Origin of the sequence: Morganella psychrotolerans (assembly GCF_001676155.1) — a bacterium.
GTDB lineage: Bacteria > Pseudomonadota > Gammaproteobacteria > Enterobacterales > Enterobacteriaceae > Morganella > Morganella psychrotolerans.
In genome coordinates this window covers 401,633-425,724 of sequence record NZ_LZEW01000023.1, presented here as the reverse complement: position 1 = coordinate 425,724, position 24,092 = coordinate 401,633, and the positions used below count along the sequence as shown (strand labels likewise).

At 48.7% G+C, this 24,092-nt stretch carries 21 protein-coding genes, 1 rRNA gene and 2 pseudogenes; 16 read left to right on the top strand and 8 right to left on the bottom strand.

Annotated features, from left to right (window positions below; all coding sequences use genetic code 11):
• The first annotated feature begins 10 nt into the window (after positions 1-10).
• The 4 genes from rrf to AYY16_RS15020 all read left to right on the top strand — a co-directional run bounded on the left by rrf (position 11) and on the right by AYY16_RS15020 (position 3,197).
• Positions 11-126, top strand: a 5S ribosomal RNA gene (gene rrf / locus AYY16_RS15035).
• A 549-nt stretch (positions 127-675) separates the two neighbouring features.
• The gene (locus tag AYY16_RS15030) at positions 676-1,461 is read left to right on the top strand and encodes an endonuclease/exonuclease/phosphatase family protein (protein ID WP_067368298.1); all 786 of its coding nucleotides are present in this window, start codon (positions 676-678) and stop codon (positions 1,459-1,461) included.
• Positions 1,462-1,602: 141 nt separating this feature from the next.
• Positions 1,603-2,790: an NAD(P)/FAD-dependent oxidoreductase gene (locus tag AYY16_RS15025; protein ID WP_067368295.1), complete on the top strand. Its 1,188-nt coding sequence runs from the start codon at positions 1,603-1,605 to the stop codon at positions 2,788-2,790.
• 14 nt (positions 2,791-2,804) lie between these two features.
• A complete protein-coding gene (locus AYY16_RS15020; RefSeq protein WP_067368292.1) occupies positions 2,805-3,197 on the top strand; it encodes a helical membrane plugin domain-containing protein in 393 nt (130 codons plus the stop codon).
• 66 nt (positions 3,198-3,263) lie between these two features.
• Here AYY16_RS15020 and AYY16_RS15015 read toward each other — a convergent pair.
• A pseudogene (locus AYY16_RS15015) lies at positions 3,264-4,701 on the bottom strand (amino acid permease).
• A gap of 148 nt (positions 4,702-4,849) precedes the next feature.
• Between AYY16_RS15015 and queE the strand changes: the two are divergent.
• A complete protein-coding gene (queE, locus tag AYY16_RS15010; protein WP_067368289.1) occupies positions 4,850-5,521 on the top strand; it encodes a 7-carboxy-7-deazaguanine synthase QueE in 672 nt (223 codons plus the stop codon).
• Between the two features lie 107 nt (positions 5,522-5,628).
• Here queE and queD read toward each other — a convergent pair whose 3' ends face one another.
• Entirely contained in the window at positions 5,629-5,994 is a 366-nt protein-coding gene (queD, locus tag AYY16_RS15005; protein ID WP_208020745.1) for a 6-carboxytetrahydropterin synthase QueD, read from the bottom strand.
• Positions 5,995-6,333: 339 nt separating this feature from the next.
• Here queD and ftsB point away from each other — a divergent pair, with 339 nt between their 5' ends.
• Genes ftsB through truD form a run of 4 tightly spaced genes read left to right on the top strand, consistent with a single transcriptional unit; the run spans position 6,334 to position 8,973 of the window.
• A complete protein-coding gene (gene ftsB / locus AYY16_RS15000) occupies positions 6,334-6,648 on the top strand; it encodes a cell division protein FtsB (RefSeq protein WP_067368283.1) in 315 nt (104 codons plus the stop codon).
• Positions 6,649-6,674: 26 nt separating this feature from the next.
• Positions 6,675-7,448, top strand: coding sequence for a 2-C-methyl-D-erythritol 4-phosphate cytidylyltransferase (gene ispD, locus AYY16_RS14995; RefSeq protein WP_082970758.1), 774 nt, complete (start codon positions 6,675-6,677; stop codon positions 7,446-7,448).
• A 2-nt stretch (positions 7,449-7,450) separates the two neighbouring features.
• Entirely contained in the window at positions 7,451-7,930 is a 480-nt protein-coding gene (gene ispF / locus AYY16_RS14990) for a 2-C-methyl-D-erythritol 2,4-cyclodiphosphate synthase (RefSeq protein WP_067368401.1), read from the top strand.
• Positions 7,927-8,973 (top strand): tRNA pseudouridine(13) synthase TruD, encoded by a 1,047-nt coding sequence (gene truD / locus AYY16_RS14985; protein WP_067368280.1) that lies wholly within the window; start codon positions 7,927-7,929, stop codon positions 8,971-8,973. The genes ispF and truD overlap by 4 nt, the downstream gene beginning before the upstream one ends.
• Before the next feature lie 76 nt (positions 8,974-9,049).
• On the opposite strand, the gene AYY16_RS14980 is transcribed toward truD, so the two are convergent.
• Positions 9,050-9,409: a YfeK family protein gene (locus AYY16_RS14980; RefSeq protein ID WP_067368277.1), complete on the bottom strand. Its 360-nt coding sequence runs from the start codon at positions 9,407-9,409 to the stop codon at positions 9,050-9,052.
• 336 nt (positions 9,410-9,745) lie between these two features.
• Here AYY16_RS14980 and surE point away from each other — a divergent pair, with 336 nt between their 5' ends.
• From surE to rpoS, 4 genes and pseudogenes are all read left to right on the top strand, one after another.
• Positions 9,746-10,507 carry a 5'/3'-nucleotidase SurE gene (gene surE / locus AYY16_RS14975; RefSeq protein ID WP_067368274.1) on the top strand — a complete coding sequence of 254 codons (762 nt, stop codon included), beginning with the start codon at positions 9,746-9,748 and terminating at the stop codon, positions 10,505-10,507.
• Positions 10,504-11,130 carry a protein-L-isoaspartate(D-aspartate) O-methyltransferase gene (locus AYY16_RS14970; protein ID WP_067368272.1) on the top strand — a complete coding sequence of 209 codons (627 nt, stop codon included), beginning with the start codon at positions 10,504-10,506 and terminating at the stop codon, positions 11,128-11,130. The genes surE and AYY16_RS14970 overlap by 4 nt, the downstream gene beginning before the upstream one ends.
• 141 nt (positions 11,131-11,271) lie before the next feature.
• Entirely contained in the window at positions 11,272-12,381 is a 1,110-nt protein-coding gene (gene nlpD / locus AYY16_RS14965; RefSeq protein ID WP_067368268.1) for a murein hydrolase activator NlpD, read from the top strand.
• A 50-nt stretch (positions 12,382-12,431) separates the two neighbouring features.
• Positions 12,432-13,434 (top strand): annotated as a pseudogene (gene rpoS / locus AYY16_RS14960) (RNA polymerase sigma factor RpoS).
• A gap of 148 nt (positions 13,435-13,582) precedes the next feature.
• Here the strand turns inward: rpoS and mutS are convergent.
• Positions 13,583-16,144: a DNA mismatch repair protein MutS gene (mutS, locus tag AYY16_RS14955; RefSeq protein ID WP_067368265.1), complete on the bottom strand. Its 2,562-nt coding sequence runs from the start codon at positions 16,142-16,144 to the stop codon at positions 13,583-13,585.
• A 973-nt stretch (positions 16,145-17,117) separates the two neighbouring features.
• A complete protein-coding gene (locus AYY16_RS14950; protein ID WP_067368262.1) occupies positions 17,118-17,546 on the bottom strand; it encodes a hypothetical protein in 429 nt (142 codons plus the stop codon).
• Between the two features lie 384 nt (positions 17,547-17,930).
• Between AYY16_RS14950 and AYY16_RS14945 the strand changes: the two genes are divergently transcribed.
• From AYY16_RS14945 to AYY16_RS14935, 3 genes are read left to right on the top strand one after another with little or no spacing between them, the layout of a single operon-like run.
• Positions 17,931-18,908 (top strand): hypothetical protein, encoded by a 978-nt coding sequence (locus tag AYY16_RS14945; protein ID WP_067368259.1) that lies wholly within the window; start codon positions 17,931-17,933, stop codon positions 18,906-18,908.
• On the top strand, positions 18,908-20,050 hold the full coding sequence (locus AYY16_RS14940) for a BamA/TamA family outer membrane protein (protein ID WP_067368257.1): 1,143 nt from the start codon (positions 18,908-18,910) through the stop codon (positions 20,048-20,050). The genes AYY16_RS14945 and AYY16_RS14940 overlap by 1 nt, the downstream gene beginning before the upstream one ends.
• Positions 20,050-21,201, top strand: coding sequence for a DUF4056 domain-containing protein (locus tag AYY16_RS14935; protein WP_067368254.1), 1,152 nt, complete (start codon positions 20,050-20,052; stop codon positions 21,199-21,201). Before AYY16_RS14940 ends, AYY16_RS14935 begins: the two co-directional genes overlap by 1 nt.
• On the opposite strand, the gene AYY16_RS14930 is transcribed toward AYY16_RS14935, so the two are convergent.
• The 3 genes from AYY16_RS14930 to AYY16_RS14920 all read right to left on the bottom strand — a co-directional run bounded on the left by AYY16_RS14930 (position 21,181) and on the right by AYY16_RS14920 (position 23,982).
• Positions 21,181-21,660: a GNAT family N-acetyltransferase gene (locus AYY16_RS14930; protein WP_067368252.1), complete on the bottom strand. Its 480-nt coding sequence runs from the start codon at positions 21,658-21,660 to the stop codon at positions 21,181-21,183. The two genes, AYY16_RS14935 and AYY16_RS14930, sit on opposite strands and share 21 nt — an antisense overlap.
• 103 nt (positions 21,661-21,763) lie before the next feature.
• Complete coding sequence (locus tag AYY16_RS14925) at positions 21,764-22,831, bottom strand: aldehyde dehydrogenase family protein (protein WP_150385002.1); 1,068 nt, start codon at positions 22,829-22,831, stop codon at positions 21,764-21,766.
• A 164-nt stretch (positions 22,832-22,995) separates the two neighbouring features.
• Entirely contained in the window at positions 22,996-23,982 is a 987-nt protein-coding gene (locus AYY16_RS14920) for a hypothetical protein (RefSeq protein ID WP_067368246.1), read from the bottom strand.
• Between the last annotated feature and the right edge of the window lie 110 nt (positions 23,983-24,092).

The window sequence follows — 24,092 nt, the reverse complement described above, 5'->3', positions numbered from 1 at the left end:
ACAGAATTTGCCTGGCGGCACTAGCGCGGTGGTCCCACCTGACCCCATGCCGAACTCAGAAGTGAAACGCCGTAGCGCCGATGGTAGTGTGGGGTCTCCCCATGTGAGAGTAGGGAACCGCCAGGTTATTATTTAAGCCGAGAAGCCACCCTTTGGGTGGCTTTTTTGCGTTTGGGCGGAAAAGCAATCAACAATCAGCCTGAATGCAATAAAATTACTGAATAAACAACACCACCGCCATTTTTCACCTGCCTGATATCCCCCGGTTATCCTCCTCCTGACCTGATGCAGTGAACCCCGATACTTTCCATGAATGAAACAACGGTTTCTATTTTGCGCTGCTGACGGTAAATTAAATATTCGTGTCCAAAAGACGAATAGCACCACATCCCTTATATCCCCCGGTTGTCCTTTTCATCACCTGATATGGTAAATTCTGATACTTTTATGAGTTAATTTTCATAAATGAAACAACGGTTTCTGTTTCACGTTGCTGACGGGAAATTACCGGGGCAATGCTTCGATGAAATGCATTTTTCTCAGCAGTATGTAATAAAAAAAGAAATAGACGAATTTACACAGAAAGACCACTCAGTATCGTAAAGTATGTAATAGAATTTGTTAAGATAACAGACACAGATAACGGGTATATACCCAAATAGCCTGAGGGTCGTATTGAACAAGAAAAAAACCTGGTCAGTCCGCTATGTTGCGGGGCTTCCGGCTCAGCAAATTCCACCTATGTCAGCAGATATGTTGGGATCCCGGCTTCCGGTAGGTTTACCTATCTCCACACCGGCGCAACCTATTCGTGTTGTCGTCTGGAATATCTATAAGCAGCAGCGCCCAGACTGGCAGAAGACGCTTGATAAACTCCTGTGTGACACACAACTTGCGTTATTACAGGAAGCTCAGCCATCACCGGGATTGGTTAATCTCTCGGCAAAACATCAGCTTATTGCTGATCAGGTTCCTGCGCTCCGCTTTCAGCAGCACCCTTCAGGTGTAATGACACTTGCAACTTCGCATCCTATCTATTGCTGTCCGCTACAGCAAAAAGAGCCATTATTACGTCTGGCAAAATCGGCCCTGATTACGGTTTATCCGTTACCGGATGGTCGCCAACTGATGGTAATAAATGTCCATGCAATTAATTTTAGTTTTGGTGTGGATGTGTACCGCCGCCAGTTAAATACGATTGGTTCGCAGATCCGTTGTCATATCGGACCGGTTATTATGGGTGGGGATTTTAATGCCTGGAGCAGGCAGCGAATAAATATATTGAAAAGGTTCGCCCGTACCCTGCGTCTGAAAGAAGTTATTTTCCCTGTTGATATCCGCACCAGGGTATTCGGGCATCCGCTGGACTATTTATTTTATCGCGGATTCAAATTGATACAGTCAGATGTCATGCTGACTGATGCGTCGGACCATCATCCTTTGATTGCAGAATTTCAATAATAAGAACCACATCATATAAATGATATATTAATATAAATTATGTAAGTAAATATAATTAGCAACCTGCTATAGTTAAACCGGTGTTATTATTTTGTGTTATTTATTTAATTCCGATGTTAAATAATTTACCGGAGAAACTAAATGCAGCGTATTGTTATTGTGGGTGGCGGGGCTGGCGGCACGATGGTCGCGAATATCCTGACGAAGAAGTTGTTAAATGATATTTATCAGAAGAAAGTAGAGGTTGTACTGATTTCAGACAGTGAATGGCACTATTATAAACCTGCGTTTATGTATGTTGCGTTTAATCTGTATCAGAAAGATGAGTTACGCAAATCTCAACGCTCTCTGCTGCGCCCTGAAATTAAGTTTGTCCATGACCGGGTTGAACATTTTGATTTTGCCTCGCAGACATTGCAGGGAAAAAACGGCACAAAATACGGCTATGATTACCTGGTTATTGCCACTGGCTGTCAGCCAAGACCTGAACGTATCTCCGGTATGAAAGAAGCTGCCGATCATTTCTATCAGTACCAACCCGCCCGCCAACTGGCAGAAAAACTGGCTAAATTTGAGAAAGGCCGGATTTTCATTACAGTCTCTTTCCCGAATACCCCGAATGTTCCTCACCAGTGCGGTATCGCCCCGATGGAAACGACATTGATGCTGGATGATTATTTCCGCCAGCGCCGTGTCCGTCAGGATATCGAGATTGTTTATACCTACCCGACAGTCTCCCAGTTATTGCGTAACTGCTTGTTTATGCAAAAGGATGTGTGCGAAGTCCTGCCGACTGTTTTTCAGGAGCGTGATATTCAGGCACAGCGTGGCTTTACCCTAGAACGCGTTTGTCCGGAGAAAAAAATCGCCTATTCGAAAGAGGGTGAAGAGCAGCCTTTTGATCTGCTGATAAGCACTCCACCTATCTCAGCAGTCGAAGCGGTGCGTAATACCGGGCTGTGTGACGGGGATCCGGAAGAGGGATGGCTGCCGACTGATCCTGAAACATTACAGGTTTACGGGCTGAAAAACGTGTATGTGTTGGGGGATACCGTTGACCTGCCGGTCAGCAAAGCTGCGGGGAGTTGTCATAACCAATCCACGGTTGTGGTTGACAATATTATTGGTGAGATGCGTTTTGGCTATACCACTGCAATTTATGATGGTCGTGTCCAGGCGGTAGCGCAGATGGGGCTGAATGCAGGTATGCCGCTTCAGTATGATTACAAACATGATGTTGTACCGACACCGCCGACAAAGCTGGGCGGATTACTGCGCACCGGTTTTAACCGCGGGCTGTACTGGTCAACTGTCCGTGGCCTGGTATAAGAGAGGAACTGATAATGCCGACAACTGAACACAACACTGAACAGGCACCGCAGGCGCCGGAATTTTCTGCACAAACACGGGACAAACTGGCAGTATTAATGCAGATGAACCGGTTTGATAACGTGATAGATGCGCTCTCTTTAGTCGCCGACCTGGTTGATATCATCGGAAAGAACGAGGTGAGTAAGCTGGCGGATAATACAGAATCTGCCATTGCCCAGCTATGGGAAGGTGGCCTGGCACTGAATCAGGCTAAAATGGAGATGATGTATAACGATGAGAAATACAACTTCCGTAATACCTACAAATTACTGAAAGATCCTGAGACATTAAAAGGTATTCACATGGTACTCAGAACCTTGCAGATTATGGGATCCCGCGTTCAGCGTATTGACAGTGAGCCCTGATTACCGATAAAAAAGGGGGAGCTGATAGCTCCCCCTTTTTTTTATGTTATGTCGCTCTGATCTGAATTAATGCATAAACGGTAATGCACCGTTTACACGGTAATAATTAGTGATGAAACCAATGAGAGACAGGGCTATTAATGCAAGAATAGTGCGGGTCTTTTTATAGAAGGCCAGCGTCAGAATGACCACCCAGCCCATCCCTACAGCAAGTGCCACCCTGGTATCCGGGAAATAGCCCAGCAGTGCGATAACAAAAGCCATAAACACAATAGTGACAACTGGCGCGACCGGCCACATCGGCACCGGGAACTTCAGGGTTTTGACTTCTTCCGGTGTCATCTGACGGCGCATTGCCACCTGGGATAACAGGATCATCAGCCAGACCCAGACTGTCGCAAAGGTCGCAATAGAGGCGATAATGATGAATATTTTTTCCGGCACCAGGTAGTTCAGCACCACACCGGCAAGCAGCACGATACTCATTACCAGTACTGTCATCCATGGTACGCCATTTTTTTGTCAGCTTCATGAATGATTTAGGCGCCTGACCTTCCTGTGCCATGCCGTACATCATACGACCTGCACCGAAAATATCACTGTTGATGGCAGACACTGCGGCGGTGATCACCACCAGGTTCAGAATATTTGCCGCATAAGAGATATTCAGTTTTTCGAAAATCTGCACAAACGGGCTGCCGTTATGACCAATCTGGTTCCACGGGAAAATACACATCAGGATAAACAGCGTCAGCACATAAAACAGCAGAATACGGAACGGTACGGCATTGATCGCCTTCGGAATAGTTTTTTCCGGGTCTTGTGCCTCGCTCGCGGTGATACCGATAACCTCAATCCCGCCGAAAGCAAACATCACTATGGCAAGGGAGGCTATCACCCCGCTTATTCCGTTCGGCATAAAGCCGCCGAATTCCCATAAATTACTGATACCGGTAGGATGATCTGTCGCCTGACCGAAGCCAAATATCATGATGGCGGCACCGCCGACGATCATGGCAATAATAGCGGTAACCTTAATGATTGACAGCCAGAATTCCATTTCACCAAATATTTTTACGTGGCATAAATTCAGCGCACCAATAAAGCAGACAATCCCCAGCACCCAGATCCATTGATCCACATCCGGGAACCAGAGCTTCATATAGAAGCCGAATGCCGTGACATCCGCGAGACACACGATGAGCATTTCGAAGACATAGTTCCAGCCGGTCAGAAAACCCGCCAGCGGCCCCATATAATGGCTTGCGTACTGTGAAAATGATCCCGGTACCGGATGGTGAACGGCCATTTCGCCCAGTGCACGCATTACCATAAATACGGCTGCGCCCCCGACAAGGTAAGCCAGCAGAACAGCAGGACCCGCCTGCTCAATTGAGGCTGCGGAGCCGTAAAACAGGCCGGTGCCTATCGCAGAGCCGAGCGCCATAAAGCGGATATGCCGCCCTGTCAGCCCGCGCTTCAGCGTGGTGCTATTTTCATTCATCTATTTATCCCGTCGCTGTCATGACATGCAGCGTTTTTTCTGGTGTGGAACGCGGTCAAATTCAGCCCGGTACTTTACCATAAAGAGTCATACCGGCGGGATAATTATCTGCAATAATAGAGCCTCAAACGCAAGGAAAAGATGAGTGATGCATTACCCAATTAATAAAATTTTTCAGACATTGCAGGGCGAAGGAGTATTTACCGGCGTACCGGCTATTTTTGTCCGTCTTCAGCGCTGCCCGGTCGGGTGCAGTTGGTGCGATACAAAACATACCTGGGAGCAGGACCCGGAAAAGATTTGTTCAGCTGATGTGATGATGAATAAAACACAGGAAGATGACCGGTGGGCATCTCTGAGTGCAGAACATATTATTATGCAATTTACTGCACAGGGCTACACGGCACGGCATATTGTGATCACCGGCGGGGAGCCGTGTCTGTATGATTTGCAGCCACTGACAGCAGAACTGGAAGCGCAGGGCTGGAAATGTCAGATTGAAACCAGCGGCACACAGCCGGTCTTGTGCAGTGAAAAAACCTGGGTCACGGTTTCCCCGAAAGTGAATATGCGGGGAGGTTATGATGTGTTAACTTCTGCGCTTATCCGCGCGGATGAAGTAAAACACCCTGTCGGGCGGCAACGGGATATTGATGAGCTGGATTTATTGCTGGCGAAATTACCGTCCGGTAAATATCCGGTGGTGGCATTACAGCCTATCAGCCAGAAACCGGCGGCAACAGAACTGTGTATTAAAACCTGCATCGCCCGCAACTGGCGTTTTTCAATGCAGACACATAAATACCTTAATATCGCCTGATATATACCCTTATTCATTCAAACTGCAGGTTCGTTGGCGGGGTCCTGAATTACGTTGGGTATAACAGGGATAATCAATGTCCGGTTATCCGGACATTGATTATGTGATTATTCACCCCGGTAAATACAGCCGGCGGTGCAGGTTTCTTTGACCATCACCGCACTCAGCAGCGGCAGCAGGGGTTTGGTCTGTTGCCAGATCCAGTGTGCCAGCACTTCGCTGGTCGGGTTTTCCAGCCCCGCTATCTCATTGAGATAATGATGATCCAATCTGTCATAAATAGGCTTAAACGCCTGTTTCACTTCAGCAAAGTCAATCAGCCAACCGGTATGGGCATCCACATTACCACTCAGTTCAAGACGGACCAGGAACGAGTGTCCGTGCAGGCGCCCGCATTTATGACCTTCCGGAACATGTGGCAGGTGATGGGCAGCTTCGAACTGAAATTCTTTAAAAATCGTGGTGGTCATGATGTTCTCCGGATGATGACGGATATACCCTTATTCATTTAAACTGCAGGTTCGTTGGCGCAGGGAAGCCTGCCTGCATCTTGAATGACGTTGGGTATAAAAACGGTATTTTACGCAAAAATAATGGCAAATGTTACCGATAAACGGCAAAACAGCTGACTAATATTACTGATACAGCAACCCTGTTTTGTCAGACGTCCGGAAATTTTGATTCTGCCCGGTATTGACGAATAAATTCCTCTCCGGCTGAATGTTTGCTTACCTTATTACGGAATAACCGAGGGAGTAGTAGCATCTGCGCCGATCTTATGGGAAGATTAGCCGATCTTTTCGGGGGCGGTGATGGGTAAACTGACGCTATTACTCTTAATAATTCTGGGCTGGCTGCAATATTCATTGTGGTTAGGGAAAAATGGTATTCACGACTATGTACAGGTCAGTGAAGACGTTGTTGCATCAGAACAGGTGAATGTGAACCTCAAAGCCCGTAATGAACAGCTGTTTGCTGAAATCGGGGATCTGAACGACGGGCTGGAAGCTATCGAAGAGCGCGGACGCAGCGAATTAGGTATGATCAAGCCCGGTGAAAGCTTTTATCGTGTCCTGTCCGAAAAACGGACTCAGCAAAGTACACAGTCGCAAAGCCGTACTAACTAATCCCTATGATGATAACGCCTCCCGTAATGACCGGCTCACAACCGGCACCGGACATATCCGGTATTTCTGATAATGTTCCGGTGACAGCACTGATCCCCGCCGCAGGGATTGGTACGCGAATGCAGTGTGAATGCCCCAAACAATACCTTATCGTTGCCGGAAAAACCATTTTAGAACATACCCTTGCCATCTTACTGGCGCATCCCCGTATTTCGCAGGTGGTTGTGGCGCTGCATCCGCAGGATACCGTGTTCAGCACCCTGCCTGTGGCACACCATCCCCGCATCCGGACAGTAACCGGCGGCGGCGAGCGGGCGGATTCAGTTCTGTCCGGACTTGATTATCTGGCGGCTCACGTACCTGAAAACAGCTGGGTTCTGGTTCATGATGCAGCACGTCCCTGCCTGCATCTCAGTGATTTAAACCGCCTGCTGGCTGTCCTGTCTGAAGAAGATACAGACGGACGGATCAGGGGGGCGATTCTGGCGTCACCGGTGCGTGACACCATGAAACGGGGCGTGATATTACCCGGACACACAGGTATCGACCATACAGTGGATCGCACACAACTGTGGCATGCACTGACCCCGCAATTCTTTCCGCTTCATCTGCTGCGTACCTGTCTGCAACAGGCGCTTTCTCAGCAGGCGGTGATAACCGATGAAGCATCCGCACTGGAATTTTGTGGCTATCAGCCCCTGTTGGTTACCGGACGTGCGGATAATATTAAAGTCACACAGCCGGAAGACCTCGCGCTTGCCGGGTTCTACCTGTCCAATAACAATAAGGAACAGACATAATGATGAGAATCGGACACGGTTTTGATGTTCATGCTTTCGGCGGCGAAGGCCCGATTGTGATTGCCGGTGTGCGCATCCCTTATGAACAGGGATTACTGGCACATTCTGATGGTGATGTTGCCTTGCATGCCGCGACAGATGCCTTATTAGGTGCGGCGGCGATGGGTGATATCGGTAAGTTATTTCCTGATACCGATCCCGCTTATAAAGGTGCGGACAGCCGTGTTTTACTGCGTGAAGCATTCCGGCGTATTCAGGAAAAAGGCTATAAACTGGGTAATCTGGATATCACTATTATTGCGCAGGCACCGAAAATGCTGCCGCATATCCCGCAGATGCGCGTTAATCTGGCAGAAGATTTACACTGCCACATGGATGACATCAATGTAAAGGCGACCACGACTGAAAAACTCGGCTTTGTCGGGCGCAAAGAAGGGATCGCCTGCGAAGCCGTCGTATTACTTGTTAAGGTCGCACAATGAGCCTGAATGTCAGCTGGTTTCACGGAAAACCGGTTGCGACCGGCGTATTAAAAGCACAGCCGGAAGATTTTTTTGTTCAGGAAGATCTGGGTTTTGAGCCGGATGGCGAGGGCGAACATGTCATGGTGCGCGTCCGGAAAACCGGCTGTAACACCCGGTTTGTCGCGGAACAACTGGCTAAATTTTCTAAAATCGCAGCCCGGTCAGTCAGTTATGCGGGGCTGAAAGATCGCCACGCAGTGACTGAACAATGGTTCTGCCTGCAAATGCCCGGCAAAGAGACGCCGGATTTCAGTAAGCTGGAAGTGGAAGGCTGCGAAGTGCTGGATGTCACCCGGCAAAAACGCAAGTTGCGCATCGGCACACTGAAAGGTAATCACTTTACCCTTGTGTTGCGCCAGATTAGTGACCGCGCAGCGGTGGAGCAGCGCTTGCAATCTATTACTGAGCAGGGTGTACCGAATTATTTCGGCGAACAGCGCTTCGGGCGCGGTGGTCAGAATCTGTATTTTGCCCGCCGCTGGGCAAATGCAGAGATCAATGTAACCGATCGCAGCAAGCGCAGCTTTTATCTTTCCGCGGCGCGCAGTGCGATGTTTAACGCGGTGGCAGATGCCCGCATTACTCAGCATTTACAGGCAACAGTGCTGTCCGGTGATGCAGTACAGCTTGCCGGGCGCGGGAGTTGGTTTGTGGCACAGCCGGAAGAACAGGCTGATGTACAGCAGCGCCTTGATAACCGGGAGTTGCGCATTACGGCACCGTTACCGGGTAAAGGTGATTTGGGTACTCAGGATGCTGCGCTGGTATTTGAAACGGAACAATTAGCTGACTGGCAGGCATTATGGCAGTTGGCAGCAAAAGAAGGGGTGGAGAATGCCCGCCGTGCCGTCATGCTGTATCCGGAAAATTTTGTCAGTGAATGGATGGATGATGAAACAGTCCGGCTCTCGTTCTTCCTGCCGGCAGGCTGCTTTGCGACCAGTGTTATCCGCGAAGTGATTGAGCTGGCAGCCGATCAGGCGGCAGAGTTCAGCGAATAGTTAAGCAAATAGTTAAGCAGATATCTCAGAGAATAAAAACGGGCAGGTGATGCGAACACTTTGCCCGTTGTATTTTTTATTGTGCTTTCACGGCGTTATCTGTATCTGACAGTAATTGTGACAGATATATTTGTGCATCAACAGGCGGTTGCCCCGGGAGTTTTACCTGATAGGGCGTTCCGGTAATTGAGGACTTTGATGCTACGTTATCCACAAATTGTTCTGCGGTTTTCAGCCGTTTTTTGGTCTTGCCCAGTTTCAGCCGCAGGTGAGATTCTGCCTCTGCAGCATTATGTTCACTGCCATTGCGGATAAAGAGCAGTTGTTCCTGCTTACCAACAGCAATCAGCAAATTATCGACTCTGGTTTCTTCCTGCGGAGTCAGCGCAAAAGCTTCCGATACCAGTAAAAGACCTGCAGTCAGCGCCGTAATCATGACGGAAAAAAAAGCGGACTGTTTTTCTCTGTGGTGTATACATTCAGATATCCTGTCAGTCAAAAAAAAGGTACGGAAAGTATCATGGCGATAAATATGTAAAAAGCAATCAGACTAAATCTGCTATACCCTTATTCATTCAAACTGCAGGTTCGTTGGCGGCGTGAAACCAGCCGGGTCACATAGTTGATCTATGCTCCCCGTCTGTTTTCTCTTGCCGCCTGCCTGCATCTTGAATGACGTTGGGTATATAACACTTTTTTATCGCTGTTAACTTGATAAAATAGTTTACCATTGTGAAAGATAATCTGTTGCTGATAAAAAGAGGGTACCGTTTTGCTGCGAATTCTGGTGAGTAATGATGACGGCGTCAGTGCGCCGGGGATCCGGGCGCTCTCTGAGGCGCTGCGGCGTACTTATCATGTGCAGGTTGTCGCCCCCGATCGCAACCGCAGCGGGGCATCTAATGCCCTGACGCTTGACCGTCCGCTGCGGACAGTCATTCATGAAAACGGCGATATTGCGCTGGTGGAAGGGACACCGACAGATTGTGTTTATATCGGTGCCAATCATCTGATGCGCCCGCGCCCGGAAATCGTCGTTTCCGGTATTAACTGCGGCCCGAACCTGGGTGATGATGTTATTTACTCAGGAACTGTTGCCGCAGCAATGGAAGGGCGTCATCTCGGGTTACCGGGAATTGCCGTTTCACTCAACGGCGACACGCATTATGATACTGCCGCACAAATCACCTGCCGCCTGCTTGCTATGTTACAGCAGGTTCCGTTGCGGGCGGGTAATATCCTCAATGTGAATGTGCCGGATGTACCGCTCAGTGAAATCAAGGGCATAAAAGTCACCCGTTGCGGCACGCGCCGGGCGCCGGACGTGGTGTACACTCAGTTGGATCCGAAAGGCAATCCGCTTTACTGGCTGGGGCCTCCGGGTGATAAACTGGATACAGGACCGGATACTGATTTTGCTGCAGTGGATGCGGGTTATGTTTCCATCACCCCCCTGCAGGTTGATTTGACCGCCTATAATACACAGGCAAAAATTGAAGACTGGCTGAAAAAAACAGGAGAGGCAGAGGAATGATCCGCCGGGTAGTACTGGATCTGATAACACAGTTACGTCAGGCAGGGATCCGCGATGAACGTCTGTTACAGGCGATGGCGGCTGTCCCCCGGGAAAATTTTGTCGATGAAGCCCTGACGCACAAAGCGTATGACAATACAGCATTGCCGATAGGCTACGGGCAGACAATCTCCCAGCCTTTTATGGTGGCGAGAATGACAGAACTTCTGCAACTGACGCCGCAGGCACATGTGTTGGAAATCGGTACCGGTTCCGGCTATCAGACAGCTATCCTCGCGCATCTGGCAGCTCACGTTTATTCTGTGGAACGGGTGAAAGGGCTGCAATGGCATGCCCGGCGCCGTTTAAAACAGCTGGATCTGCATAATGTTTCAGCCCGCCACGGCGACGGCTGGGAAGGTTGGTCATCCCGTGCGCCGTTTGACGGCATTATTGTTACCGCTGCCGCCAGTGAAGTGCCGGTCGCACTGCTCAATCAGCTTGCAGATAACGGGCGGATGGTGGTGCCTGTCGGTGAACAGCAGCAGACTCTCAAATTTATCCGCCGTCAGGGCAATGATTTTCATACTCAGTCGATCGGAACTGTCCGGTTTGTTCCCCTTATCCATGGTGATTTGGGATAAAAATGGCGATTTCAGTAACAACACTTTTTCATTTCGCTTAGTATCTGTTTTAATAATACAATCCTGCCATGCGGACGATTTTCGCATGGTGATTTTATGATTGTCAGTTTTCGCAACGTTTCCGGTTTTGGGAGAAGAAATATGAACTCAGGAAACCCTATGAAAGCAATACGATGGATTGCTTTCGGGTCGCTGGTGAGCACGGTTTTGGCCGGTTGCTCAACGCCGTATCATGCCGCACCAATCAGCAGTGTGGAAGAGAGCAGCAGCGCGCCTGTGATGACAGCCGGCAATGACAACAGTAATTCTTCGGTTTCCACACCGATGCCGGGACGTCCGCAACTCAGCTCAGAAAATTCACAGCCTGTGAGCCGGACAGCGGTACAGCAACAACCGCGTGCTGCAAATATTCAGACCAGTAATGATGGACGTATCCGCTATAACCGTGATTATGAATCCATTCCGAAAGGCAGTTACAGCGGAAATACGTATACCGTTCAGCGCGGCGACACCTTATTTTATATCGCTTATATTTCCGGATCTGACTTCCGCGAACTGGCATCACAGAACAATATTCCCGAGCCTTACGGCCTGAACGAAGGGCAGGTGATACGATTAAGCAATGGCGGCGGTAATAACATTGCACCGGTCAGCGGCGGCACTCAGGTAGCAACAAATAAGAATACTCCGCAAAACAGGGTGGTTGATTCTCAACCAACTAATGCGTATTCTGAATCAGCAGGCGCAACATCAACCGGCGGTAAGATGCTGTCACCACAGGTCACCGCACAAGCGAAGGGTAACTCAGGCGCAGTCACACCAGCCGTCGTTAAGTCACCTTCAGTCACAACCAGCGCGCCTGTTGCCGTAAATAGTGGTTCCTTTAAATGGGGCTGGCCAGCGGAAGGCAATGTCATTTCCAACTACACAGGACCTACCAGCGGTAACCGGGGTATTGATATCGGTGGTACACGTGGACAGCCTGTTTTTGCTTCAGCGCCGGGTAAGGTGGTTTATACCGGCAATGCGTTACGCGGTTACGGCAATCTGGTCATCATCAAACATAATGATGATTTCCTGACGGCATACGCACATAACGACACCATTTTGGTTAAAGATCAGCAGGATGTTGCTGCCGGTCAGAAAATCTCCACAATGGGCAGCAGCGGAACCACATCAGTCAGATTACATTTTGAAATTCGTTACAAGGGAAAATCAGTCAACCCGTTGCAGTATTTACCGCAGCGATAAACGGCAGAACAGCTTGTTCTGCCTGAATTATCTAGGGTAGGAGCAAGCTGATGAGCCGTAATTCACTGAACGTTAACGAGTCATACGACGAAACATTTGTCGCAGAGCAAGCTGAAACTGAGGAAGAAGAGGCGCTGTTTGATGAAAAACAGCAGTCAGAAGAGGCGGAACAGGATGACCTCAGTTCTGATATTGAGCTATCACAGAATGTCAGTCAGCGTGTCCTGGATGCCACTCAGATTTACCTTGGTGAGATAGGCTTTTCACCACTGCTCAGCGCAGAAGAAGAAGTTTTTTTTTGCACGACGCGCATTGCGGGGCGATCCCGCTGCGCGTCAGCGTATGATTGAAAGTAACCTCCGTCTGGTGGTTAAAATCTCACGTCGCTACAGTAACCGTGGTCTGGCGCTTTTGGATCTGATTGAAGAGGGAAACCTCGGATTGATCCGCGCAGTCGAAAAATTTGATCCGGAAAAAGGATTCCGTTTTTCAACCTATGCCACCTGGTGGATCCGTCAGACTATCGAACGGGCTATCATGAACCAGACCCGCACCATCCGCCTGCCAATTCATATTGTTAAAGAACTGAACGTTTACCTGCGAACCGCCCGTGAATTAGCACAAAAACTCGACCATGAACCTACTGCGGAAGAAATAGCACAACAGCTTGATCGTCCGGTGGATGATGTCACCCGTATGCTGCGTCTTAATGAGCGCATTACGTCAGTGGATACGCCGGTCGGCGCGGATTCAGATAAAGTACTGCTGGATATTTTATCTGATGAGAATGAGGTCACGCCGGAAAACCGCCTTCAGGATAACAATATGCAGCAGAGTATTGTTAAGTGGTTGTTTGAGCTTAATCCTAAGCAGCGGGAAGTTCTTGCCCGCCGTTTCGGGCTGCTGGGCTATGAAGCGGCAACACTGGAAGATGTGGGGCGCGAAATAGGATTAACCCGTGAGCGTGTGCGTCAGATTCAGGTGGAAGGATTACGCCGCCTGAAAGACATTCTGCATAATCATGGGTTATGTGAGAATTCATTATTCAACTAATTGACTGGTTGAATGTGGATCTCAAAATCGTCACGAGTAATAAGTTAACGAATACTATTTAACGGTAGATAGTAACGGTAAGCATTAACGGTAAATAATCAAAAGGGGGAATCGCTTCCCCCTTTTCGCTGTCTTTTTTTTGATTACCTCAGAGCATATCTTTCAGGCGATACAGTAAGTCCAGTGCCTGGCGCGGTGTCAGTGAATCCGGATTGACGGATGCAAGTGCTTCCAGCGCAGGGGAGGATTCTTCGGGGGTATCCAGCAGTGTCATTTGTGGCGTATCCACATGCCCGGCTGTTGCATTCAGTGACAGTGTTTCAAGCTCACGCAGTTTCTGTTTTGCCCGTTTAATGACATCACGCGGTACACCGGCGAGCAGTGCAACCGCCAGACCATAGCTTTTACTTGCCGCCCCATCCTGCACACTGTGCATAAACGCGATAGTATCGCCGTGTTCAACGGCATCAAGATGAATATTCGCCACACCTTCCAGTTTTTCCGGCAGTGTTGTCAGCTCAAAATAGTGAGTGGCAAACAGCGTCAGTGCTTTAATACGGTTTGCCAGGCTTTCTGCACATGCCCAGGCAAGAGAAAGCCCGTCATAAGTGGATGTGCCGCGCCCGATTTCATCCATCAGTACCAGGCTTTGCTCCGTAGCATTATGGAGGATATTGGCAGTTTCCGTCATTTCCACCATAAAGGTGGAGCGACCCGATGCGAGATCATCAGAAGCGCCGACACGCGTGAAAATCCGGTCCACCGGACCAATCACTGCGTTTTCTGCCGGGACAAAACTGCCGATATACGCCAGTAAGGTGATCAGCGCAGTTTGCCGCATATAGGTACTTTTACCGCCCATATTCGGACCGGTAATGATCAGCAGACGGCGCTGCGGTGACATGGTCAGCGGGTTGGCGATAAACGGCTCTGCCAGCACATGCTCAACCACCGGATGGCGTCCGCCGGTTATCCGGATACCGGTTTTATCTGTCAGTTGCGGACAGGCATAGTTCAGTGTCTCAGCCCGTTCTGCCAGGTTAGTCAGCACATCCAGCTCTGCCAGTGTATCGGAGCTGCGTTGCAGCGCTTCCAGATGTGGCAGCAGCAGATCAAACAGTTCCTCATACAGCCCTTTTTCAATCGCGAGTGCTTTGCTTTTGGATGTCAGGACTTTATCTTCATACTCTTTCAGTTCGGGAATAATGTAGCGCTCGGCATTTTTCAGTGTCTGGCGGCGCACATAGTGGATTGGCACCAGATGGCTTTGCCCGCGGCTGACCTGGATATAGTAGCCGTGAACGCCGTTGAACCCGACTTTCAGCGTATCAAGACCCAGTTTTTCCCGCTCACGGATTTCCAGCCTGTCGAGATAATCAGTCGCGCCGTCTGCCAGCGCACGCCACTCATCCAGCTCTTCGTTATAGCCCGGAGCGATAACACCGCCGTCACGCACCAGCACGGGCGGTGCTTCCACGACAGCCCGTTCGAGCAGTGCCTGTAATTCATCAAACTGACCTATACGTTTTTGTAATGTTTCAATATAGGGGTCAGTAATACTGCTAAGCTGTGCCTGAATATCCGGATACTGTGTGAATGCATGACGCATTCTGGCCAGATCCCGCGGGCGGGCAGTACGCAGGGCAAGGCGCGCAAGAACACGTTCGAGATCGCCGATTTGGCGCAGGACCGGCTGGATATCAGGGCTGATGCCCATCAGCGCGCCGATGGTTTTCTGGCGGTTTTCCAGCACAGTGCGATCCCGTAGCGGGGAGTGCAGCCAGCGCTTGAGCATCCGGCTGCCCATCGGCGTGACGCACAGATCCAGAACGGATGAGAGCGTATTGTCTGTTCCGCCGCTGAGGTTTTGTGTGATTTCCAGATTACGGCGGGTGGCGGCATCGAGGATCACATTTTCCTGAAGGATTTCCAGCGTCACACTGCGGATATGCGGCAGTGAGGTGCGCTGAGTATCTTTCACATATTGCAGCAGACAGCCCGCCGCCTGTAGTGCAAGAGGGGCATTTTCGACGCCGAACCCATGCAGGTCGCGGGTGCCGAACTGTAAATTCAGCTGCTGGCGGGCAGTACCGATTTCAAATTCCCAGAGCGGGCGGCGGCGCAGACCCTGCTGATGCTGAATAACAGCAAAATCAGTCATATCTTCCGGATAGAGTAACTCGGCAGGGCGCGTGCGTTGCAATTCCGCCGCCATCGCATCTTTATCTTCCAGCTGTAAAATACGAAAACGACCGGATGTAATATCCAGTGTGGCGTAACCGAACCCGCGCGCATCCTGCCAGACTGCTGCCAGCAGGTTATCCTGGCGCTCTTGTAACAGGGCTTCATCACTGACGGTTCCCGGTGTCACAATGCGGACGACTTTTCGTTCAACCGGTCCTTTGCTGGTGGCAGGGTCGCCGATTTGTTCGCAAATCGCCACTGATTCCCCGAGCTGTACCAATTTTGCCAGATACCCTTCCACTGCATGATGCGGTACACCCGCCATCGGAATAGGTTGTCCGGCAGTCTGACCGCGTTTGGTCAGCGAGATATCCAGCAACTGAGATGCCCGTTTGGCATCGTCAAAAAACAGCTCATAGAAATCCCCCATGCGGTAAAACATCAGGATATCAGGGTGCTGAGCTTTCAGCCGGAAGTACTGCTGCATCATAGGGGTATGTGAGTCAAGATTTTGGTTGTCAGTCATAGGTATTCTGTTAGCACGCTGAAAAAGTTGTTATTTATCAACCATCCGCATTGCGGTACGGTTTTCGCCAATACGTTTAAAATAGCACAGATTCTGATGAAAAAGGGACATCCTTCATACAGTGGCATGAATTATTAAAAAAGATGGAGTGGGATCGCATAAGTGAGGTTATTTAAGGTTAACCCGGGTGGGGATGGCTATCCCGGTTCTTACCGCAGTACCTGATCAGCCATATTCTGTGGTTGGACTGACTTCTCTCACTATTGACATATTATCAACCCGGTAGTTTAAATTTCTACACATACATTCACTTTTGGTGCAGATATGAGGTATTTTTTTAAACTGCATAAGCTAATCTGTAAATTTTTACTAATTTCATCTAAGTAATCGTTATTTATCAAGTCTCGGCATTAAAAAAGCCACGTAATTTTCACTACGTGGCTTTGGGAGGGTAATAACTGATACAAAATACCAGCTATTTTACTGTTAAACGCGTTATTGCAAACTACATCACAGATAAACGGTTAATTTGATTTCAAATATTGAGCGGAGTTCTAATCCGTGAACAGTCACTCTCTATTTATGTGAATTAATAGTGTTATGTACGGTGTTACCCGTAGTTTTAAATATCAACTCAGTAATGCTACACTCAGAACTAATAAGGGTGCCGAACTATTTTCATATCTTAATAAGAAGAATATGAGGTACTGTTAACGGTTGCTCAGGCACAATGTCCGCTTTTACTTAGTACTCTTATAGCGGAGTACCTTGTTATTAACAATAATAACTATCTTAAGTAAAAAGGTTTTATCTTATGTGCTTAGCCCTAATTTAGAACATTTTACGATAATATCAACAAGTAAATGTGAAATTTGTTTTAATTAGGTAAACACCTCACTTTTTTTACTGTGTATTTAGCGGTAGTCTATTATTGTTTTGTTAACCAGTATTATATATCTGTGATGTATACGGTTTACTCAAACACAACTCTGATTGATTTAATAGTGTATTTACCATTTGCATCTTCACCACGTTCATAGAGGTAAAGCTGCCCGCGGATAAAGAAGAAGTTACATGTTTTTCTGTCATCCATAACATAGTCTGTCCGGACTTTTGCTTTCAGTCCATTCTCATGTGTTTCAAAAATTTCTATTGCTTTCCAGGATAAACTAACACAACAAATAAATGTTGTGGACGTATATTCATCATATGCTGCCTGAATAATGTCATAATAATAACGGAATTGTTTATCAACAATAATTCCTCCTAATCTTCCGCTCTTTAAAATAGGCTTGATCAGGTAATTAGCATCTTCATCTTCAGCTAAGATATAATGATTACAGGCGATCTGATAAACAACTGTGTGTGGATAAAGATGACCAAGATTATTTTTATCGACCATATCAAACTCTAAAATACCATCATCATATAATATAATTCCTTTTGGGTTAGTTGTGTTTGTGCTTTAATGCGGTAATGATTATGGGAAATAAAAATAGTAAGCACAATAATGAATATTAATAATATTGTTACTTTAAATGTATTCGTCAAAATAAATTACATAATTAAGTTTTAATAAGATTATTATTTTATTTTACTTCTGTCTGGGGGCTCTGCATAGAAATACGGGTACATTATTTGTTTTTTTATTGAAACTATAACGCACATAAACAATAAGGCATAACAAATAGCAATAATTGTTAATATTCGCACATAATGTTCGCAATTTAAGGTGTTTAGCCGTTAGAATTCACCACCATTTAATTAAATAATACCGGCTTATATTATGTTACGCCCGATACTCCATTCCCTGATTATTACCGGCTCCCTGAGCCTGAGCGTTTTTGCCTTTGCTGACGGGCCTTTACTGTCATTAAGTGTCAGCCAATCCGGCGGCGCATCACAAAATGATGATGGCTCAATTGATGCGACACGCCCGTCAGAATCCCAGTCCCGCATTCTGCCCATCTGGGGGGATGACGCCCGCGCCCGTGGATATGATATCCCGGAGCCGTTTGGTATCGGTTATAACTATATGAATCTTCACCAGGATATTGTGGTGGATAAAATCGGTTTTATTTCACCCCGAATTCCCGGTTTAGAAGATATCATTGATGTTGATGCCGGACATACGCGTGAAAAGAGCGAAACGCATATGTTAAAACTGGATTCCTGGATATTTCCGTTTATGAACGTTTATGGTTTGTACGGAAAAACAAAAGGATCTTCAAATGCGGCTATTAACAGTATTAAACTCGGTGGGCAGGATGCAGGTTATGACCCCATGGATTTTAAACTTGATTTTGAAGGGAAAACCTACGGTGCTGGTGTGACACTTGCCGGTGGGTATGAACAATTTTTTGGTACAGTCGATTTTAACTACACCAAAACAAACCTGGATATTCTCGACGGGGATATTAAAGCGCTGGTTATTTCACCGCGTGTTGGTTATGAATTTATTTTTTCGCCGTTAATTTCCGGACAGGGTAATACAAAATTACAGGTCTGGACCGGGGCAATGTATCAGGATATTACCCAGCGCTTTAAAGGGGATATCAGCGGATTAAATTTACCACCTGATTTTCAGGAATTAGTGGGTATGTTTGACCCGGATATGAAATTCGATGTTGAACAGCATCTTGCTCATAAATGGAGCAATTTAGTCGGCGCACGTTTAGAAGTAACCCGCAATTTTAATATTATTTCAGAAGTGGGTTTTAATAATCGTAATAGTTTCTTTATCTCCGGCGAGTTCCGTTTTTAATGACGTTTCGTATTTACGTTACCTGGCTGGTACTGACCGGCCTGGTAACGGCACACACAGCAACTGCCACCGTTTTACCTTCCCGCGACGACATTGATCATGCGTTGTCAGGACTTGGCAGTAATAATCAGTTTGATCGCAGTAAAACCATTGACTGGGGTGTTTTACCCGGTCCTTTTTATACGCCGGAGCTGGAATTAGGCGTCGGTGTTGCATTGGTGGGGATGTATCAGGCGGACCGTGCCCCGGAGAGCAAAATTTCGACACTGTCACTCAGCGGATTTGCATCATCAACCGGCGCTTTCGGGCTGAATCTGAATAACTATACGTATCTTGATGATGATCGCTGGCGTTTTTATCTGAGCGGTACACTCAATAATGTTCCGACAAATTATTGGGGAAAAGGCTATCAGGCCGGACGCCACAAAGATCATTTTGCTGAATATAAGTCACAGCAGTTGCGGCTTACGCCGTCACTGTTACGCCGTGTGGCTGATAATACATATCTGGGATTGGGCTGGGATTTCAGCACCCTGAATGTGGCATCGCCGGATAAACCATTCCGTGATTATATGGCAGAAAATAATGTTGGTTCACATTCAGTGAACTCCGGCGTCAGCGCCACATTCAGCTATGACAGCCGGGATTTCCTGCCGAATGCACGTCACGGACAGGCGCTTGATCTCCGCTATACTTATTATGCGCCGTCAATCGGCAGTGACAGCCGCTTTAATACCACTGAAATTCAGTACAATTATTATTATCCGCTGGATGAAAAAAACGTTCTGGCATTTGATAATTTCGCGCGCTTTGCGTCCGGCGATGTACCGTGGGATCAGTTTTCTCACCTGGGAAACGGGCGGCAGATGCGCGGCTATTACAATGGTCGTTATCAGGATAATCATATTTTCGCCACTCAGGTGGAATACCGGCGCAAGCTGGACTGGCGGCACGGTATTGTGTTCTGGGCGGGCAGCGGAACAATGAGTGACAGCGCCCGCCATCTCGGTGGCGGTCACTGGTTGCCGAATGCGGGTGTGGGGTACCGGTTTGAATTCAAGCCACGAATGAATGTGCGGCTCGATTTTGGTGTCGGTAAGCAGAGCAGCGGTTTTTATTTCCAGGTCGGGGAAGCATTCTGATGCGTGGCATTATCACCGGTATTGCGTTGATTCTGTTTCTGTCCGGCTGTCAGAGCCGGGTGACTGAGGTTCCGTCTGTGACGGCGAATCTCACGCCACAGACCAGTGAAGTTGCAAACCAGGTATTTCCTGTCTCTGAGAACGTCTCCGCACCTGAAGGGCTGCGCCCTTGTTGTGCGTTCGGGTATGACCTGGGCGCAAAACTGGGGCCGGTTCCTGTTCCCTTTTACCGGATAGGCAATGTTCTGACGACAGAGAGCCTCGGCGAGCATGTCTATAATGACAGTTTTTGGTTCGGGATAACGGAAGTCATTGGTTTAAGTAATGAAAATCTGGGTATTATTTATTCCCGCAAAGGGGGATTTATTGATATCGCCCATGTGCGGGATACCGCAGATTACACATATTACTTGTTCACGCAGATTTACCCGCGCCTTGGTGAGGCGTGGATGCTGACATTAACTGATGAGCTGGCTTCCCGCCGTGTTCAGTTCCGGGCGTTTACGCCACCGGATAATGCGGCAGACCGCTATACCCTGAGCGTGTATCTGGCGGCACGCCTCGCGTTTCGGATGGCGGTGTGGCATGAAATTGCTCAATGGTACGGATATCATTCTGTTCCGGGATTTTCTGAGGAAATTTCGGCATTTACCCCGGAAGATCTCTATTCCAATCTGCTGGGGGCACGTCTTGCGATAACCCTGCTGCTTGAGGGACACGGTAGGTCGGTTGCGGATTTTAACCGGGGAATGCAGGGCATTTTGCCGTCCGCACTGGCACAGTTGTCCGCGCAACCTGCAGATGCAACGCGTGCTGCATTTGACAGTATTGATAGACACTGGTGGGATAAACGTCAGCGGGTGCCGGAGAAATTTCTGGTGTTGTACCGGGATTATAATGTGGAGGACGATCGTTTGCCGTCACAGCCGGAACAGGAAACGGCGGCCGCGATGCGATTGGCGTTACCGCAGCATTATCGCAACTGGTCACTGGCAGATTTAGCCGCATTTGAATTATGGCCTGCCCGCGATATGGGTAATTTGCCGGCGACACTGCTGCCGTTTACAGAGCGTGATTTTCCGGCACTGATCCGACATGCGGCGGAGGTTGACGCAAAAACTGCACCGTTATTAATGCAGAGAGATAAGTAGCAGCGGCAGTACCCGGCCCGGCATAGATTCCGATGGCGTTTCTCCGATACGGATAGCACCCTGGCGGATATAAAAAGCTTCTGCATTCGGGTCCGCATCGATCAGCAGAGCACTTACACGCTGTGCCTGTGCCGCTGAAACTGCCCAGTGATACAGCGCACTTCCAATCCCCAGCCGTAAATAATCCGGATGAACAAAGAGTTTGGACAGCTTGCCGTTCTTTTCCCGGCGGTTGATTGTCAGCTGAACTATTCCGGCTATTTTTCCGTTGATGCGGGCTGTCATCAGCCGGGAATGGTCAAAGTCAGCCGCCGTAATGGTCAGATCATCACGACAGGTTGCCATAAATTCTTCATCATATCCCCAGTACTGCTTTGAGCGCAGACACAGAGTTGTCAGGTATTCGGCTTCGTCGCGCTGAGGCGGAGCAAGTAAAAAAACAGGTGCTGCGATGGTCATCAGGCTCAGATCCGTAGTTATGATGAGACACCTGATTATACCAGATCCGGTGTCAGGCTGCGTAAGTTTGATGTGTGCGGACGCTACATGTTGCGTTATGACATCAGGCCGTCGTTTTTGCCCTGTTATCATCGGCGATAAATGTGACGGTGGAACTGAGGCAAAGCGGATGGTTATGCATCTGCCCGGCAGCACAGTGGCGGGTAAAGCGTGAGGCTTTTATCGCCGGCAGATCAGTGCGTCCGTGATAACTGAGCGTCTCAAGCTGCCCCGGCCAGTGTTTGGCTGCCCGTTTCAGGTTTTCTTGTGTATCACCTGCAATTAAATTAAACCCGTACGGTAAAAACTGGTCAGGATCAAATGTCCGTTGCAGTGTAATTCCCCAGCCTGAACCCGGGCTGTAAGCAGCCGGTTTTAATGGCGGTGTCAGAATATGGCGCAGTGTCAGTTCTTTGCTTTTTGCCATCTGTAATAAACGGACCGATTCCGGCAGGCGGGGCAATTCATCCAGAAGCTGAACCAGTGAGAGATAAAGCCGTTCTGCTATCATCGGGCTGTCCAGCAGGATAAAGCGTGGCGAGCTGTTTACCTGTTGTGAGAACAGGCAGGTATCCCACAAAATCAGTTCCGGTGCAGGCAGATCCGCGCCACATATCGCCATAGCACTGATTTTCGGCGCTGATTCGATAAGCCGGATATACGACGGTGTGATAGTCCGCCAGTGGCGGATCAGAGCATCATCACCTGCCGGGATAACGGTATCCGTGCCGCGCAGCAGAGCGGCATCACTCAGTCCGGGGCAAACAACATCATACCGCGTATTGCCCGGGTCCAGATGTCGGCACAGAGTAATCAGCCACTCCCGGTGGTGCCGGGTTTTAATGCGGATGGCCGATCCCGTAAGGCAGGCGGTAAGAAAGGTATCCAGAGTACTGAGCGGGTTGCATCCGTCATCAATGATAAGGATCTGTTCCGGTGCCAGCCAGGGAGCCAGTCCCAGATCTTTTTCTGCCTGATGCTCCAGCGCATTACTGTCCGCCAGCCATTGCAGGCGCAACTGACAGAAAGATTGTGTTGCAGGATCTGCTGAAAACAGTAATTTCCGGGTCTGCGGGTCACTGAGCCAGGCTTTTACCGCACTGATGCGTTGTCTGATTTCATCTGTCATCATATATACCCTTATTCATTCAAACTGCAGGTTCGTTGGCTGCACTCAGCTAACCGGGTCACATACTGATGTATGCTCCCCGTTTATCTTCCCTTGCCGCCTGCCTGCATTCTGAATGACGTTGGGTATCTCCTTATTCATTTAAACTGCAGGTTCGTTGGCTACGCTCAGCTAGCGGCACAGTGGTTTTCCGGGGATATAACAGTGCGGTGATAATGAAGCCAGGGCAGTGCGCAGCCGCACGGACAGCCGGTTCCCTGTTCACATTCATCCATTGTCAGCAGCCGTTGTGCTGACAACCGGGTAAGAAGCGGCGTTTCCAGTTGAAGAAGCCCGCGTTTTCCCGGGGCTGCGGGGTTGCCGTCGTCACCGATAAGGGCAAAGCGGGCGAATGCAGGGATATGAAAATGCCCTTCTTTGCAGCTGATATAATGCAGCGGGTGTTCAGGAACGCCGTAAATTTCACACAGATCAGTTGATGCTGCACGGAGTGTCAGCTGTAATTTTCCGGCCACTGCCGGACGATCAATGTGTTGTCCGCGCCCAGTTAAGCCTTTAACCGTCCCTTTCAGCAAAAACGGCTCAGGGCAGTGCTGCGCGAGATGTTCCATGTGATGTGTTAACCCTAAGATATAAACAGGATCTGACTCTTCTGCCCAGCGTTTCAGTACAGACCAGGCCAGTGCCGCGTCTGTGCCTCCGTCAGCCGATACGGCACAAACACACTCTTTGACCGGGGCGAATAATGTTAATCCCGGGAAAATAGCGGTATCACCATCCCGCACAGCAGTGATTAAACCGTCTGACAGCAACAGAAAACGCGATGGTGTAGTGGTTGTCAGTCCGTTCTCTCTGAGAATAGTCTTCATGGCGCGCTGAATGTGTCCGGCATTTTTATCATCAGCCTGTATTGCCGGACATATATCGTTAAAGAGTCCGGCAGGAATAACCGGGGACGGGTTGGCGTTATATAGCCGGGCATAAACTGAATTATGTTCACGGTGGTAATTATCCGCTTGTGTCAGCGCCTGCTGATAACGTGTTTCTGTTGACGGCGTGACAGCGTAATAAGGTGCGGGAATATCTGCAAGTTGCTCAATAGCCCGGATTGCCTCTGTATCGGCGGACTCCGGTTGTATTTTTATTGTCTGCATAATTCCTTCCGTGAAATAACTGATAAGACAGACCGGTTAGTATATAAGTGTTCCTCATCCGATGATTCTTAATTATACCCTTATTCATTCAAACTGCAGGTTCGTTGGCT

What these genes read in the sequence shown, in the direction of transcription:
- AYY16_RS14925 (WP_150385002.1), bottom strand. Translation starts at nt 22,831, where the DNA reads ATGATGACAGATGAAATCAGACAACGCATCAGTGCGGTAAAAGCCTGG.
- ftsB (WP_067368283.1), top strand. Translation starts at nt 6,334, where the DNA reads ATGGGTAAACTGACGCTATTACTCTTAATAATTCTGGGCTGGCTGCAA.
- AYY16_RS14940 (WP_067368257.1), top strand. Translation starts at nt 18,908, where the DNA reads ATGACGTTTCGTATTTACGTTACCTGGCTGGTACTGACCGGCCTGGTA.
- nlpD (WP_067368268.1), top strand. Translation starts at nt 11,272, where the DNA reads ATGAACTCAGGAAACCCTATGAAAGCAATACGATGGATTGCTTTCGGG.
- mutS (WP_067368265.1), bottom strand. Translation starts at nt 16,144, where the DNA reads ATGACTGACAACCAAAATCTTGACTCACATACCCCTATGATGCAGCAG.
- AYY16_RS14930 (WP_067368252.1), bottom strand. Translation starts at nt 21,660, where the DNA reads ATGACCATCGCAGCACCTGTTTTTTTACTTGCTCCGCCTCAGCGCGAC.
- ispD (WP_082970758.1), top strand. Translation starts at nt 6,675, where the DNA reads ATGACCGGCTCACAACCGGCACCGGACATATCCGGTATTTCTGATAAT.
- ispF (WP_067368401.1), top strand. Translation starts at nt 7,451, where the DNA reads ATGAGAATCGGACACGGTTTTGATGTTCATGCTTTCGGCGGCGAAGGC.
- AYY16_RS15020 (WP_067368292.1), top strand. Translation starts at nt 2,805, where the DNA reads ATGCCGACAACTGAACACAACACTGAACAGGCACCGCAGGCGCCGGAA.
- AYY16_RS15025 (WP_067368295.1), top strand. Translation starts at nt 1,603, where the DNA reads ATGCAGCGTATTGTTATTGTGGGTGGCGGGGCTGGCGGCACGATGGTC.
- AYY16_RS14935 (WP_067368254.1), top strand. Translation starts at nt 20,050, where the DNA reads ATGCGTGGCATTATCACCGGTATTGCGTTGATTCTGTTTCTGTCCGGC.
- AYY16_RS14945 (WP_067368259.1), top strand. Translation starts at nt 17,931, where the DNA reads ATGTTACGCCCGATACTCCATTCCCTGATTATTACCGGCTCCCTGAGC.
- AYY16_RS14970 (WP_067368272.1), top strand. Translation starts at nt 10,504, where the DNA reads ATGATCCGCCGGGTAGTACTGGATCTGATAACACAGTTACGTCAGGCA.
- AYY16_RS14950 (WP_067368262.1), bottom strand. Translation starts at nt 17,546, where the DNA reads ATGGTCGATAAAAATAATCTTGGTCATCTTTATCCACACACAGTTGTT.
- queE (WP_067368289.1), top strand. Translation starts at nt 4,850, where the DNA reads ATGCATTACCCAATTAATAAAATTTTTCAGACATTGCAGGGCGAAGGA.
- AYY16_RS14920 (WP_067368246.1), bottom strand. Translation starts at nt 23,982, where the DNA reads ATGCAGACAATAAAAATACAACCGGAGTCCGCCGATACAGAGGCAATC.
- AYY16_RS14980 (WP_067368277.1), bottom strand. Translation starts at nt 9,409, where the DNA reads ATGATTACGGCGCTGACTGCAGGTCTTTTACTGGTATCGGAAGCTTTT.
- truD (WP_067368280.1), top strand. Translation starts at nt 7,927, where the DNA reads ATGAGCCTGAATGTCAGCTGGTTTCACGGAAAACCGGTTGCGACCGGC.